Annotated in this window: 11 protein-coding genes and 1 pseudogene; 2 read left to right on the forward strand and 10 right to left on the reverse strand. The window is 71.2% G+C overall.

Features of this window, described 5'->3' with window-relative positions; translation table 11 throughout:
* Nucleotide 1: 1 nt before the first annotated feature.
* From Mth01_RS05545 to Mth01_RS05585, 9 genes and pseudogenes are all read right to left on the reverse strand, one after another.
* On the reverse strand, nucleotides 2-1,828 hold the full coding sequence (locus Mth01_RS05545) for a substrate-binding and VWA domain-containing protein (RefSeq protein ID WP_204012276.1): 1,827 nt from the start codon (nucleotides 1,826-1,828) through the stop codon (nucleotides 2-4).
* Between the two features lie 129 nt (nucleotides 1,829-1,957).
* Complete coding sequence (locus Mth01_RS05550) at nucleotides 1,958-2,377, reverse strand: type II toxin-antitoxin system VapC family toxin (protein WP_204012279.1); 420 nt, start codon at nucleotides 2,375-2,377, stop codon at nucleotides 1,958-1,960.
* Nucleotides 2,374-2,610 (reverse strand): hypothetical protein, encoded by a 237-nt coding sequence (locus Mth01_RS05555; RefSeq protein ID WP_204012282.1) that lies wholly within the window; start codon nucleotides 2,608-2,610, stop codon nucleotides 2,374-2,376. Before Mth01_RS05555 ends, Mth01_RS05550 begins: the two co-directional genes overlap by 4 nt.
* A 169-nt stretch (nucleotides 2,611-2,779) precedes the next feature.
* Nucleotides 2,780-3,103, reverse strand: a pseudogene (locus tag Mth01_RS05560) (response regulator transcription factor); the annotation flags it as partial.
* Between the two features lie 16 nt (nucleotides 3,104-3,119).
* Nucleotides 3,120-4,283 carry an imidazolonepropionase gene (gene hutI / locus Mth01_RS05565; RefSeq protein WP_204012284.1) on the reverse strand — a complete coding sequence of 388 codons (1,164 nt, stop codon included), beginning with the start codon at nucleotides 4,281-4,283 and terminating at the stop codon, nucleotides 3,120-3,122.
* Nucleotides 4,280-5,665, reverse strand: a complete 1,386-nt coding sequence (locus Mth01_RS05570; protein WP_204012286.1) for a formimidoylglutamate deiminase — start codon at nucleotides 5,663-5,665, stop codon at nucleotides 4,280-4,282. Before Mth01_RS05570 ends, hutI begins: the two co-directional genes overlap by 4 nt.
* The gene (locus Mth01_RS05575; protein ID WP_239089387.1) at nucleotides 5,662-6,885 is read right to left on the reverse strand and encodes an allantoate amidohydrolase; all 1,224 of its coding nucleotides are present in this window, start codon (nucleotides 6,883-6,885) and stop codon (nucleotides 5,662-5,664) included. The genes Mth01_RS05570 and Mth01_RS05575 overlap by 4 nt, the downstream gene beginning before the upstream one ends.
* Complete coding sequence (gene hutU / locus Mth01_RS05580; RefSeq protein WP_204012288.1) at nucleotides 6,882-8,543, reverse strand: urocanate hydratase; 1,662 nt, start codon at nucleotides 8,541-8,543, stop codon at nucleotides 6,882-6,884. The genes Mth01_RS05575 and hutU overlap by 4 nt, the downstream gene beginning before the upstream one ends.
* Nucleotides 8,544-8,683: 140 nt before the next feature.
* Entirely contained in the window at nucleotides 8,684-10,024 is a 1,341-nt protein-coding gene (locus Mth01_RS05585; RefSeq protein ID WP_204012304.1) for a M20/M25/M40 family metallo-hydrolase, read from the reverse strand.
* A gap of 273 nt (nucleotides 10,025-10,297) precedes the next feature.
* Here Mth01_RS05585 and Mth01_RS05590 point away from each other — a divergent pair, with 273 nt between their 5' ends.
* Both Mth01_RS05590 and ald read left to right on the forward strand, forming a co-directional pair.
* Nucleotides 10,298-11,674: an aspartate aminotransferase family protein gene (locus Mth01_RS05590; RefSeq protein ID WP_204012307.1), complete on the forward strand. Its 1,377-nt coding sequence runs from the start codon at nucleotides 10,298-10,300 to the stop codon at nucleotides 11,672-11,674.
* A 70-nt stretch (nucleotides 11,675-11,744) separates the two neighbouring features.
* Complete coding sequence (ald, locus tag Mth01_RS05595) at nucleotides 11,745-12,860, forward strand: alanine dehydrogenase (protein ID WP_204012311.1); 1,116 nt, start codon at nucleotides 11,745-11,747, stop codon at nucleotides 12,858-12,860.
* Nucleotides 12,861-12,884: 24 nt separating this feature from the next.
* Here the strand turns inward: ald and Mth01_RS05600 are convergent, their stop codons facing one another.
* Nucleotides 12,885-14,342 carry a tetratricopeptide repeat protein gene (locus tag Mth01_RS05600; protein ID WP_204012314.1) on the reverse strand — a complete coding sequence of 486 codons (1,458 nt, stop codon included), beginning with the start codon at nucleotides 14,340-14,342 and terminating at the stop codon, nucleotides 12,885-12,887.
* Between the last annotated feature and the right edge of the window lie 21 nt (nucleotides 14,343-14,363).

Consider the following 14,363-nt stretch of genomic DNA (forward strand, 5'->3'; position numbering starts at 1 on the left):
CTCAGAAGTTGGAGATCACTGCGGTGAACACCTGATCGATGCTTCCCGGCTTGCGTGAATCGTAGGCCGCCGCGTCCGTGGTCTGCGAGATCTTCCGGAGCACCCCCAGGTCGGCGTCGGCGCCATACGCGATGGTGAACAGCCGGACCGTGTCCTGTCCGGCCTCCTTGTGCAGCTCGGCGAGCAGGTCGTCCAGCGAGATCGAGTAGTTGTCCTCGTTCCTGCCGTCGGTGAGCAGGACCACCGCGTTGATGGCGTCGCCGCTCTGCTGCTTGAGCACGTGCTGGTAGGACGCGAGCGCCGTGTCGTACAGGCCGGTGCCGCCGTTCGGGATGAGGCCGTTGATCCGGCTCTTCAGCCGGCTCTGGCTCCCCCGGCCCATCGGCACCAGTTCGCGGTAGTCCTTGTTGCCGTCCTGCTTGAGGGAGAACATCCACAGTCCGACGCTGTCGTTGGGGCCGAACTGCGGCAGCGCGTTGACGGCCGCCTGCTTGGCCAGGTCGAGCTTGGTCTTGCCGGTGCCGGGCACCTCCGCGCCCATCGAGCCCGAGACGTCGAGGACCATCAGCACGTTGGCGGGCTTACGCAGCTCCGCCCAGCTCTTCAGCACCCGGTCCAGCACGCCCGGCGCGGGCACGCTGAGCGTCGTCGCGGGTTCCTTGGGGTCGAGGCCGTTGGCCTTGGTGATCAGCTTGCCCGGCTTCCCGTCGAAGGAACGGAAGGCGTACTCCGCGAACTTGTCCTGCTGGTCCGACGACTGCAGATATTTCAGGAAATCGGCCGCGATCGCCTTCTTGTCGGCGTCCGCCCAGGACAGCACGGCGTACGGATGATCCGAGAAGAGCGTGCCCTCCTTCGGATAGATGGCCACGAGCGGGACCTTCGGCTTGGCGTGCTTGCCGAGGGTCGCCGGGTCGCCGGTGGGGTTGCCCTGGTTGTAGTCCCACACCGACTTCTCCTCGACGGCCACCGCCGAGACGTACGACATCGCGGCGCCGGAGTCGTCGGCGTTCTGCAGGTTCGACAGGAACGTCAGCGTGGTGTCGCCGTAGTGGACGATCGACCGCTCGACGCCCTTCACGAAGTCACGCGTACGCGCGGCCGTCAGGTCCTTGTCCGAAAGGTCCCCCGACAGACCGGTGGCGGCGAAATAGGCGCCGACGGTCGCGTTGAGGCCGGATGTGGAGAAGTTCGGATTGGTCTTGCCAAGGCGGAACGCGCCCCACTCGGGGTGGTCGTACTTCGCCCACCCCTTCGGATCGTTGGCGAGCTCCAGCACGTCCGACCAGCCGATCTTCTTGGCCGGCCAGCCGAGTGCCTTGGCCATCGGCTCCGGCATCGCGATCACCAGCGGTGACTTGGCGATTGTCGGGTTCTCGGAGGAGACGAGGCTGGCCCGGTCGCCGCCCTCGACCCGCCGCTGGAGCAGGGTGATCCAGCCGGCGCTGGCGGGCGTCCACACGTCGGGTTTCGGCCCGTCCACCCGCTTGTCCCAGCCGCGGGCCAGGGACTGCATCGCCTCGCCGGACGCCTTGGAGTTGACGACCACGTCGACGCAGTGCCCGTCCACCTTCCGCCCGCTGTACCCCTTGGCCATCTTGCCGAGGAGCTCTGCCTTCTCGCTGGACGCCGCGATGGTCAGCGTCACGCCACCGTCGCCGCAGGCACGGCTCTTGGCGGCCTTGTCATCGCTGTCACCGCCCGCGCCGCCCCCACCGGTCCCGCCGAAGAACATCTTCAGCCCCACGATGAGCGCGCCCGCGATGATGATCGCGACGATGAACGGGGCGAAGCTGCGGCGGCGCCTCTGCTGCTGCGGGGGGTACATCCGTCCTCCATGGCCAACCCGGGGAAGTGTCAGCACTTATCCCGACGAACGGCGACCCACGTTAGTTGCCGATCGTCTCGACTCGCTAACGCTCAACAGGAGGAAGCCTGCGGAGGCAGAGCGAATGCGCTATGCCGGAAGCAGGGTGAACGCGGAGACGTGGACGGGACGCACCACGGTGAAGTGCCGCATGTCGAGGGTGAACACTTCGCCGATCTTCAGCCGTTCGGCCACCGCGACGATGGAGGCGTCCGCCCCGCCGAGGGGTAAACTCGCGTATCGCTCGACAAGCACGGTGGCCCGGGCGAGATCGGCCCTCGTGAGCTCGATGAAATTCATCAGGCCAGATTCGAGAGAACGGAGGAACGCCGCCTCTAGCCGAGCGCTCGCCTTGCCCAGCCAGTAGCACACCTCGGCTGCGACGAAACCAGTGACGAGAAGTTCCCGCTTTTCCTTGAACAGACGCTCGAACTCAAGGGCACACCGCTCGTGGTGCGCATCGTTCTTGATAGCGGCGGCCATGAGCGGTCCCGCATCGACGAGAATCATTGCGTCGCGGTGAGGATGACATCCTCACTCCGCAGCTCTTCAAGTCGTTCCGAGATATCGGTACGTTCGGCGTGGATCGAGCCGACCCAGGAAGGCGGCCAGTTGCTGTCCTCGGTGTGCTCAGAGGAATGGACGAGCCGTAGCGCGTGCGCGCGAAGCTCTCCCGCCTGGTCGGGAGTGAGCTGGTCGACCAGGCGATGCAGGTCTTCGTACTCTTCAAACGCGGCCGTCATGCTTCGAGTGTACGGCTCGGCGCCCCCATGAGTAATGCAGCCAGGTGAACCTGCGGCAGCCTGCTAGACCGAGAGGCGGCCGTGGATCAGGTCGTGAGGGTGACGGCACATCCTCGCCGGCGTCACCGCCGGCTTCGCTGCCCACCAGTCGGCTCCATGGGTGCGCCCATCAGGCTCGCAGGTAGGCGAGTACGGCGAGGACGCGGCGGTGGTCGTCCTCGGCTGGCGGGAGGTCCAGCTTGGTGAGGATGCCGGCGATGTGCTCGGAGACCCCCGCCTCGGTGATCACGAGACGGCGGGCGATGGCGGCGTTCGAACGCCCCTCCGCGATGAGGCCGAGCACCTCGCGCTCACGGGGCGTCAGCCGGGCAAGGGCCCCTGACGTCGCCGACCCGCTCCTTGAGCAGCCCAGGCCTTCGTCGGAGAAACCGGGCGGCATCCGGACATCCGCGACGACGACGTCGGGCTCGTGCCGTCGCACCGCTGTCAGGAGGGCGTCGGCGTCACCGTCAGCCCAGGTCTTCCAGGGCCCGGGCGATGGGGACGCCGGGCCGGTACGGAATGTGCAGGTAGGTTGGGGCCTCCAGGACCGTGAGGTCGGCCCGGCGGCCGGGTGCGACGACCCCGATGTCGTCCCGGCGCAGCGCCCTGGCGCCGCCCGCCGTGGCCGCCCACAGCGCCTCCGCCGGGGTCATCCGCATCTCCCGTACGGCGAGGGCCGCGACGAGCGGCATCGACGAGGTGTAGCAGGAACCGGGGTTGCAGTCCGTGGCGAGCGCGACCGTCACGCCCGCGTCGATGAGCCGCCGGGCGTCGGGATAGGGCGACCGGGTGGAGAACTCGACCCCGGGCAGCAGGGTCGCGACCGTGTCGCCGTCGGCGAGGGCGGCCACATCGGCGTCGGTCAGATGGGTGCAGTGGTCGACGCTCGCGGCGCCGAGCTCGACGGCGAGCCGCACGCCCGGCCCGGCCGACAGCTGGTTGCCGTGCACCCGCAGGCCGAGCCCGGCGTCCCGCCCGGCCATGAGGATCTCGCGGGCCTCGTCCCCGTCGAACGCGTGCGGGCTCGCGGGCTCGCAGAAGACGTCGACCCAGCGGGCGTGCGGCGCACAGGCCCTGAGCATCTCCCCGGTGACCAGCGGCACGTAGTCGTCCCGGTCCACCCCGGCCGGCACGACATGCGCCCCGAGATAGGTCGTCTCCGGCGTGACCTCCGCGGCCAGGCGCAGCGCCCGCACCTCGTCGGCGACGGTGAGTCCGTACCCGCTTTTGACCTCGACGGTGGTGGTGCCCTGGGCGCGCATCTCCGCGATCCGGTCGCGAAGCAGTTCTCGCAGCTCGGCGTCGTCCGCCGCCCGGGTGGCGGCGACCGTGGTGGCGATGCCGCCGCCGTCATACCGGGTGCCCGCCATGCGGGCGGCGAACTCGGCGGCCCGGTCCCCGGCGAAGACCAGGTGGGCGTGGGAGTCGACGAAGCCGGGGATGACCGCCCGTCCGCCCAGGTCGCGCCGCCGGTCGGCGTCGGGGGCGCGGCCGGCGGGCCCGACCCACATGACGCGCCCGCCTTCGACGACCAGCGCGGCGTCCCGGAACAGGCCGAGGGGCGAGCCGTCGCCGACGGACGGGTCGTTGGTGACGAGCTCGGCGATCCCGGTGAGCAGGGTGGACGTCATGCGGTCTCCCACAGCGGTTCGATGGCCGCCGCCAGCAGCGCCGCGACGTCACCCAGGACATGGCGGCCCTCGGAGACGATGACCCGCCCGTCGACGACCACGGTGTCGACGTCCGCGGCGGTGGCGGCGAACATGATCTGGTCCGGCGCGGCCCCGGCGGTACGCGGGGTGTCCAGCCGCACGGCGACGAGGTCGGCCCGCGCGCCCGGCTCCAGCCGGCCCGCGTCCGGCCAGCCGAGGCCGTCGTGGGCGGTCGCCGCGCCGAGCAGCTCCTCCGGAGTGAAGCGGCCGCGCCGCAGCGTGCGCAGCCGCTCGTGCGTCTCCAGCGCGCGGGCCTCCTCCAGCAGGTCGATGACCGCGTGCTGGTCGGAGCCCAGCGACAGCGGGGCCCCGGCGTCCCGCAGCGCGCGGGCGGGACCGATGCCGTCGGCGAGGTCGCGTTCGGTCGTCGGGCACAGGCACGCCGTCGTACGGCTGCCCCCAAGGGCGGCGATGTCCGCCTCTGTCAGGTGCGTGGCGTGCACGGCGGTCGTCATCGGGCCGAGCAGGCCCTCCGCGTCGAGCAGCCCCGTCGGGGTGAGGCCGTAGAAGCCCTCGCACGCGGCGTTCTCCGCCGGCTGCTCCGACAGGTGGAGGTGCAGTGGCCGTCCAGCCGCCACGTCGACCACCCCCGCCAGGGCCTCGCGGGGGACCGCGCGCACCGAGTGCACGGCGACCCCGACGCGCATGCCCGCCGACGGCTTCAGCCCGGCCACCCGATCGGCCCAGCCCGCGACGTCGCCGTCGCCGTACCGCCGCTGCGGCCCGTCGAGGGGCACATGTCCCTCGGCCGTCAGGCCACCCGCGAGATAGAGCGTGTCGAGCAGAGTCAGCCGGATCCCCGCCTCGGCCGCCGCCTGCCGCAGCGCCTCGCCCATGGCGTTCCGCTCGTCGTACGGCCTGCCGTCGGGGCCGTGATGCAGGTAGTGGAACTCCCCGACGCAGGTGATCCCCGCGAGCGCCATCTCCGCGTACGTCGCCCGCGCCAGGGCGAGGTACCCGTCGGGGTCGAGCCGCCGCGCCACGCCGTACATGCGCTCGCGCCACGTCCAGAAGTCGCCGCCGCGGTCGTGGGTGCGGCCGCGCAGTGCCCGGTGGAAGGCGTGGCTGTGGGCGTTGGCGAGGCCGGGCAGCACGACGCCCGGCAGGCGGCGCGCCGCGCCGGCTTCGCTGTCGGGGGTGACGGAGGTGAACCGCCCGTCCTCGATCTCGAAGGTCACGTCGCGGGCCGGCCCGCCGGGGAGCCAGGCGTACGGCGCATGCCACCGCGTCGGGCCGCCGGGGCTCACGAGGCTCCTGGGGCTGGTCGGGCTGATCGGGCTGGTCGGGCTGATCGGGCTCATTCGGCCCGTCCCGCGAGGTTCTGTCGTCCCGCAAGGTCCCCGACGACCCGGGCGAGCGCGGCCACGCCCGCCAGGCAGTCCTCACGCGAGGCGTGCTCGGCAGGCGAGTGCGAGACGCCGGTCGGGTTCCGTACGAACAGCATCGCCGTGGGGACACCGGCCGCGGCGAGGATGCCCGCGTCATGGCCGGCGCCCGTACCGAGCACCGGTGCGTCCCCGAGGAGGGTGGCGAGCCGGTCGCGCAGCTCCGCCGAGAAGACCGTCTCGGCGGTGAACGACTCCTCTGCCGCTCCGATCCCACCGGAGGCATTCGCGACCTCGTCGACCACGGCCCGAACGTCGGGTTCGTGGGGCCCCCGGGCGTCCAGCCAGGCGTGTACGGCCGACGGGATGGCGTTGACGCCGTTCGGCTCGACCCGCACCTTGCCGATCGTGGCCACGCAGCCGCGCGCGGCGGCGGCCTCCCGCGCCGTGGTGACGGCCGCCGCCAGCGTGAGCATCGGGTCTCGGCGGTCCGCCAGCCGGGTGGTCCCCGCGTGGTTGGCCTCACCGAGCAGTTCAAGGCGCCAGCGGCCGTGCGGCCAGATGGAAGAGCCGACCGCGACCGGACGGCCGAGATCGACCAGCCCCCGGCCCTGCTCCACGTGCAGTTCCACGAAGACGCCGACCCGCCGCAGCGTCTCCGGATCGGGGCCGACCCCGGCCGGGTCGTGCCCCGCCCGCGCCATCGCCTCCGCCATGGCGATCCCGTCTCCGTCGCGCAGCCCACGCGCCCGGTCGGCGTCCAGGGCGCCGGTGATGATCCGGGAGCCGGCGCAGGCCACCCCGAATCGGGCGCCCTCCTCGTCCACGAAGTTCACCACGCCGATCGGACGGTCGGGCTCGAACCCCTCGGCGCGCAGCGCGTTCAATGCGGCGAACGCCGACACCACGCCCAGCGGGCCGTCGTAGGCGCCGCCGTCGGGCACCGAGTCGAGGTGCGACCCGACCACGACGCCCCCGGCCGGCCCGGCGGAGTCGGGGTCGCCCCACCACGCCCACTGGTTGCCGGCCCGGTCGACGACGAGGTCGAGACCCCGCGCGGCGGCCTCACCGGCGAACCACTCGCGCAGCGTCGCGTCCTCACCGGTCCAGGCGAAACGGCGGTAGCCGCCGGTGCGGCCGTCCCGGCCCACCGGCTCGATCGCCGTCCACAGGCCGTCGAAGCTCTTCACGGTCACGCTTCGGTCTCCCGCATCGGGACGCGCACCCCGCGCTCGGCGGCGACCTGGTCGGCGAGGTCGTAGCGCGCGTCGACGTGCCGGATGACGCCCATGCCCGGGTCGTTGGTCAGCACCCGCTCGATCTTCTGCCTGGCCAGGTCGGTGCCGTCGGCCACGGTGACCTGCCCGGCGTGGATCGAACGCCCGATGCCGACGCCGCCGCCGTGATGGATCGACACCCAGGTCGCGCCGGACGCGGTGTTGACCATCGCGTTGAGCAGCGGCCAGTCCGCGATCGCGTCCGACCCGTCGGCCATCGCCTCGGTCTCCCGGTACGGCGAGGCGACGCTGCCGCAGTCCAGGTGGTCACGTCCGATGACGACGGGGGCCGACAGCTCCCCGGAGGCGACCATGTCGTTGAAGCGGACGCCCGCCCGGTCGCGTTCGCCGTACCCCAGCCAGCAGATGCGGGCGGGCAGCCCCTGGAAGGCGACGCGCTCCCCGGCGGCGTCGATCCACCGGTGGAGGTGGTCGTCGTCCGGGAAGAGCTCCTTCACCGCCTTGTCCGTGGCGTGGATGTCCCGCGGATCGCCCGACAGGGCGGCCCACCGGAACGGGCCCTTGCCCTCGCAGAAGAGCGGCCGGATATAGGCGGGGACGAAACCGGGGAAGGCGAAGGCGCGGGCGAAACCGCCCAGGCGGGCCTCGTCGCGGATGGAGTTGCCGTAGTCGAAGACCTCGGCGCCCGCGTCGAGGAAGCCGACCATCGCCTCGACGTGCCTGGCCATCGACGTCCGCGCCCGCTCGGTGAACTCCTCCGGCTTGCTCGCCGCGTAGTCGTGCCAGTCGGTGACGTCGACGCCCTCCGGGAGATAGGACAGCGGGTCGTGGGCGCTCGTCTGGTCGGTGACGATGTCGACCTCGACGCCGCGCGCGAGCAGTTCGGGCAGCACGGTCGCGCAGTTGCCGACGAGACCGACGGACAGGGCGCGCCGCTCCCGCTTGGCGGCCAGACACCGCTCGATCGCGGCATCGAGCGAGTCGGCGACCTCGTCGAGGTAACGGTGCTCGACCCGGCGGTGCAGCCGCTGCGCGTCCACGTCGATGACGAGGCAGACGCCGTCGTTCAGGGTCACCGCCAGCGGCTGGGCGCCGCCCATGCCGCCGCAGCCGCCGGTGACGGTCAGCGTCCCGGCCAGGGTGCCGCCGAAGCGCTTGGCCGCGACCGCGGCGAACGTCTCGTAGGTGCCCTGCAGGATGCCCTGGGTGCCGATGTAGATCCACGATCCGGCGGTCATCTGGCCGTACATCGTGAGGCCGAGCTTCTCCAGACGGCGGAACTCCGGCCAGTTCGCCCAGTCGCCGACGAGGTTGGAGTTGGCGATGAGCACCCGGGGAGCCCATTCGTGGGTGCGCATCACGCCGACCGGCCTGCCGGACTGCACCAGCATGGTCTCGTCGTCCCTGAGCGTGGTCAGTGTGCGGACCATCGCGTCGTACGAGCGCCAGTCGCGGGCCGCGCGGCCGGTGCCGCCGTAGACCACGAGGTCGTCCGGCCGTTCGGCCACCTCCGGGTCGAGGTTGTTCATCAGCATCCGCAGCGGGGCCTCGGTCTGCCAGCCGCGAGCGGTGAGCGTGGTGCCCCGGGGGGCACGCACGGGACGGGCACCTTCCATGACGCAGTTCCTTTCTGGTTTACCGGAGTGGGTCTCACTCCGGGACGCCGGGAAAAGCCTCTGCCGGGCCCGGACCGCTGATCAGGTCATGATCAGAACTGAGCCGGCGCCGGGAGCAGACAGTGTCGCTCAGCCGCTGCTCAGCCTTGGGCGTACTCGCTCAGGAAGATGGCCTCGGCGGTGATGACGCGACGCAGCTCGTCCAGAACCACCCGCTCGTTCGGCGCGTGGATGGAGGCGTGGTCGTCCTCGGCGCCGTAGAGGAGGATCTCGGCCTCCGGGAAGAGCCGGGAGAGCGAGGCGACCAGCGGAATCGAGCCGCCCTGGCCGACCTCGCGCGGCGCCTGGCCGAACGCGTGGGCCATCGCATGGTTGACCGCGCCGCGCGCCCGCCCGCCGGCGCCCGCGCGGAACCCGGCGCCCGTGACGAAGTCGCTGAACGACACCTGCACGCCCCACGGGGCGATCTTCCTGAGGAAGTCGGTCACGTCCTGGAGCGCCGTCTTCGCGTCGCCGGACGGGGGGATGCGGATCGTGACGCGGGCCCGCGCCACCGCCTGGACCGCGTTGATCGCGCCGTGCACATCGGGCACGTCGAGCCCGGTGACGGTGATGGCGTACGACGCCCAGATGCGGTCGGCCACGCTGCCCGTGCCGACGAGCGAGACCCCGTCGAGGACGCCCGCGGTGGCGCGTAGTTCCTCTTCGGTGCAGCCCCGGCCGGAGAACGTGCCACGGGTCAGTCCGGGCACGCACACGTCTCCGGCTTCGTCGTGCATCGCGGTGAGCATGCGCATGAGCGCGGCGAGCGCGTCCGGGGCGGCGCCGCCGAAGGCGCCGCTGTGGACGGCCTCCGCCAACGTACGGACCTCCACCGTGAACGCGGCCATCCCGCGCAGCGACGTCGTCAGCGCGGGATCGCCGATGTACGGGTTGCCCACGTCGGCGATGACCATCGCGTCCGCGCGCACCAACTCGGGGTCGGCCTCGATGAAGTGCTGCAGGCGCTCCCCGGCGTACTCCTCCTGGCCCTCGATGATGACCTTGACCCCGACCGGGAACCGGCCCTGGAAGGTGCGCAGTGCCGCCACGTGGGTGATCACGCCGCTCTTGTCGTCGGCGGTGCCCCTGCCGTACAGCACGCCGTCGACCCTCGTCGGCTCGAACGGCGGGGTCTTCCACAGCGCCGGATCGCCGGCGGGCTGCACGTCGTAGTGCGCGTAGAGCAGCACGGTGGGCGCCCCGGGCGGCGCGGGAGCCTCGGCGAAGACGGCGGGGAAGCTGCCCTCGATCGGGATCTGCCGGACGTACGGGAGGCCTGCCGCGCGCAGCAGCCGCTCGGTGAATGCCGCCGCCTCGTGGACCGGCGCCTCCGGATGGCCGGGGAAGGCGACGGACGGAATGGCGGCGAGCCCTTCGAGGTCCTCGATCGTCTGCGGCATGCCCGCCTGGACGGCGGCCTCGATCTCCTCAGGTGTCACGGCGTCTCTCCGGGTGGTGCGAGTTATCGATCATGGTTGGCGGCCGGTCCAACCCATTGGATCACACCGCGGAGACACCGGAGGAACGGCCGGGAGGGCGGGCGGGCGCGCGGGCGGCCAAGAGTAGATCGACTTTGACGGATTTCGTTGTTGCTACACGACGTCATCGCGGATTTCGAGGTGTTTCCACATTGACACCACGCAATCACTTGGCAAAACCTTGTCGAGACGGGCAGACTGATGGGAGCATCGATCACATCAGGGAAGGTTGCGATGACCCGCGTTCTCAAGGCCGCGCAGGACAATCTCTGGATGCACTTCACCCGTCACGGCGCTTACGACGAGGTCGAGGTGCCGATGATCGTCCGAGGTGAGGGCGCCTACGTCTACGACATCAACGGCAGGCGCTACCTCGACGGGCTGGCGGGGTTGTTCGTGGTCCAGGTCGGCCATGGCCGCGTCGAGCTCGCCGAGGCCGCCGCGAAGCAGGCCCAGGAGCTGGCGTTCTTCCCGCTGTGGTCCTACGCCCATCCGAGGGCGGCCGAGCTGGCCGAGCGGCTGGCCGGGCTCACTCCCGGCGACCTCAACCGGGTCTTCTTCACCACCGGCGGCGGTGAGGCGGTGGAGTCGGCGTGGAAGCTCGCCAAGCAGTACTTCAAGCTCCGCGGCAAGCCGCTGAAGACGAAGGTCGTCAGCCGGGCCATCGCCTACCACGGCACGCCGCAGGGCGCGCTGTCCATCACCGGCATCCCGGGGCTGAAGCAGGACTTCGAGCCGCTGGTGCCCGGGGCGATCAAGGCGCCGAACACCAACCTCTACCGGGCCGACGAGATCTCCGGCTTCGACGGGCTGGACAAGGACGCGGAGGCGTTCGGCCGCTGGGCCGCCGATCAGGTCGGCAAGGCCATTGAGATGGAGGGCCCCGACACCGTGGCCGCCGTGTTCGTCGAGCCGGTGCAGAACTCCGGCGGCTGCTTCCCGCCGCCGCCCGGATACTTCCAGCGGCTGCGCGAGATCTGCGACACCTACGACGTGCTGCTCGTCTCCGACGAGGTCATCTGCGCGTTCGGCCGTCTCGGCACGATGTTCGGCGGGCAGAAGTTCGACTATGTTCCGGACATCATCACCTGCGCCAAGGGGCTGACCAGCGGCTACGCTCCGATCGGCGCCATGATCGTGTCCGAGCGGCTGTTCGAGCCGTTCCGGCACGGCACGACGATGTTCGCGCACGGCTACACCTTCGGCGGTCACCCGGTGTCCGCCGCCGTGGCTCTGGCGAACCTCGACATCTTCGAGCGCGAGGACCTGCTCGGCCACGTGGCCGCCAACGAGCCGGTCTTCCGCGGCACGCTGGAGAAGCTGCGCGACCTGCCGATCGTCGGCGACGTCCGCGGGTCGGGCTACTTCTACGGAATCGAACTGGTCAAGGACAAATCAACCAAGCAGACGTTCAACGAGGAGGAGTCCGAGCGGCTGCTGCGCGGCTTCCTGTCGAAGGCGCTGTACGACGCGGGGCTCTACTGCCGGGCCGACGACCGTGGTGACCCGGTTGTCCAGCTCGCTCCGCCGCTGATCTGCGGGCCCAAGGAGTTCGACGAGATTGAGTCGATTCTCCGTTCTGTCCTCACCGAGGCGTGGGCTCGCCTCTGACGGTTACCCTCGTACGGCTGCGCCCATCGGCGCGCGGACTTTGCCGAGCACCGTATGAAAGGACTCTTTCATGAAAATCGGTGTGCCAACCGAGGTCAAGAACCACGAGAACAGGGTCGCCGCGACACCCGCCGGCGTCCACGAGCTGGTCCGCAGGGGTCACTCCGTCAGCGTCCAGAAGGGCGCGGGACTCGGCTCCCACATTCCCGACGAGGAGTACCTGGCCGCCGGAGCCGAGCTCGACGAGAGCGCGGACCGCGTCTGGGCCGAGTCCGAGCTGATCCTCAAGGTCAAGGAGCCGGTGGCGGAGGAGTATCACCGGCTCCGTGAGGGCCAGGTGCTGTTCACCTACCTTCACCTCGCGGCCTCCCGCCCGTGTACGGACGCGCTGCTGTCGGCCGGGATCACCGCGATCGCGTACGAGACGGTGCAGGCCGGCGGCACGCTGCCGCTGCTCGCCCCGATGTCGGAGGTGGCGGGCCGCCTCGCCCCGCAGGTCGGCGCCTACAACCTCATGCGAGTCAACGGAGGCCGGGGGGTGCTGCCCGGAGGCGTGCCCGGCGTTCCCCCCGCCAAGATCGTCGTCATCGGCGGCGGCGTCTCCGGTTTCAACGCCGCGCAGGTCGCCGTCGGCATGGGCGCGGATGTCACGATCCTCGACGTCAACATCGACCGGCTGCGCTACATCGACGCCATCTACCAGGGCCGGATGAAGACGATGGTGTCGACCTCCTACACGATCGAGCAGGCCGTGCTCGATGCGGACCTGGTCATCGGCGCGGTGCTGATCCCGGGCGCCAAGGCTCCGACGCTCGTCTCCAACGAACTGGTCGCACGGATGAAGCCGGGCGCGGTGCTCGTCGACATCGCGATCGACCAGGGCGGCTGCTTCGAGGACTCCCACCCGACCACCCACGACCAGCCGACCTTTCCGGTGCACGGCGCCGTCTTCTACTGCGTCGGCAACATGCCCGGTTCCGTGCCCAACACCTCCACCTACGCGCTGACCAACGCCACGCTGCCGTACGTGCTGAAGCTGGCCGATCAGGGCTGGCAGAACGCGCTCCTCGGCGACCCCGCGCTCCGGACGGGACTCAACACCCACGCCGGCACGGTGACCAACGGGCCGGTCGCGGTCGCGCACAAGCTGCCGTTCACGCCGGTCGACGTGGTCCTCGCCGCCTAGGAATACGACTTAGGGCAGCGTGATCTAGCGGAGGCCGAGACCCTTGCGCAGGTCGCGCGCGGTCACCAGGACGTGCGCGACCTCGGCGGGAGTCGGCCAGGGAGCCGTGCCCGGACGCAGCAGGGTCGCCCGCACCGAGCAGAGATGCTCGATGGAGGTCGCGTGCAGACCGCTGGTCTCGGCGAGGCGGCCGATCGGGTCCGCCTGCTCCGGCAGCCCCCGGATGACCAGATCCCAGGTGCCGATTATCTCGATCAGGTCGCGCTCGCCGGGTGCCGGCTCGCCCCGGCGTCCGGAGGCGAGCACCGCCAGCTCCGCCCGCGCGGACTGTTCCGGCGTCACCGGGCGGTCCCAGTACGGCGGAGGCGGATAGAGCAGGGGTTCCTCCCCATGGGGGCAGGCGAGCACGGCGCGCAGCTCCGAGGCGGCCCGGCGGTGGCCCCGCGCGGCGGCCATCCGGAACCAGTGCCGCCCTCCCGTGAGGTCACCGTGCTCGGAGACCAGCAGCAGCCCCAGGTGGTAGGCGGCCTCGGGATCGTCGGCGGCGGCGGCAAGACCGAGCCAATGGCCGGCCACCGCCCGTTCGCCCATCTCCACGCAGACGATGCCCGCCATGCGCAGACCGTCGACGTGCCCGGTGCCCGCGGCCAGTTCGAAGTACGCCCGCGCGGTGGAAAGGTCCCTCCTGGCCAGTGCGAGGCCGCCGAGACGGCAGGCGGCGCCGGGGTGATCCGCCCGGGCCCGGAGCGCGAGCCGGTAGAACGTCCGCGCCCGATCGTCGTCCCGGAGTGCCTGCCGCAGCAGACCCAGATGGTAGGCGCCCTCCGCGTGGCCGCCGCGGGCGGCGTACTCCCACCATTGGCCGGCCTCGGTCTCGTCGCCGGCCGCATACCCGAGGACGCCGAGGTCGTGGGCGGACCGCAGCTCACCCTCCAGAGCCGCCTTCACATGCCAGTGACGGGCTGCGGTGATGTTCCCCTCGTCCTCACACAGCAGGCCGAGCCGCCGGGCCGCTCGGCCCGAGCCGTCCTCGGCCGCCGTCTCGAGCCAGCGCCGCGCGGTCGGCATGTCGTCCCGCCGGTCCAGCAGAAGAACGGCCAGGCGGAACGCGGCCTCCGCGTCGCCGGCTCCGGCCGCGAGCTCGTACCAGCTCATCGCCTCTGACGGCGTGCCGTGCCGCTGGTGCCAGATGCCCAGGTTGAACGCGCTGTCGACGTTTCCCGCCTGGGCGGCCCGCTCCCACCACTGCCTGGCGGCCCACCGGTCCCCGCGCTCGGCGTACCGGCGGCCGAGACGGTGCGCCGCGTCCGGGTCACCGGCTCGGGCAGCGGCGAGTAACGCCGCATCCCGCGGGACCTGGACGCCCTGGTCTTGGACGCCCTGAACCTGGACGCCTTGGACCTGGACCTCCCGGACCTGGATGCCCCGGAGTGGGATGTCCGGCCGGGCCGGCGCCGCCTCGGTGGTTCCCACGAAAGTCATGGGAGACAGCGTGACACGTAA

The organism is Sphaerimonospora thailandensis, assembly GCF_016863115.1.
GTDB classification, from domain to species: domain Bacteria; phylum Actinomycetota; class Actinomycetes; order Streptosporangiales; family Streptosporangiaceae; genus Sphaerimonospora; species Sphaerimonospora cavernae.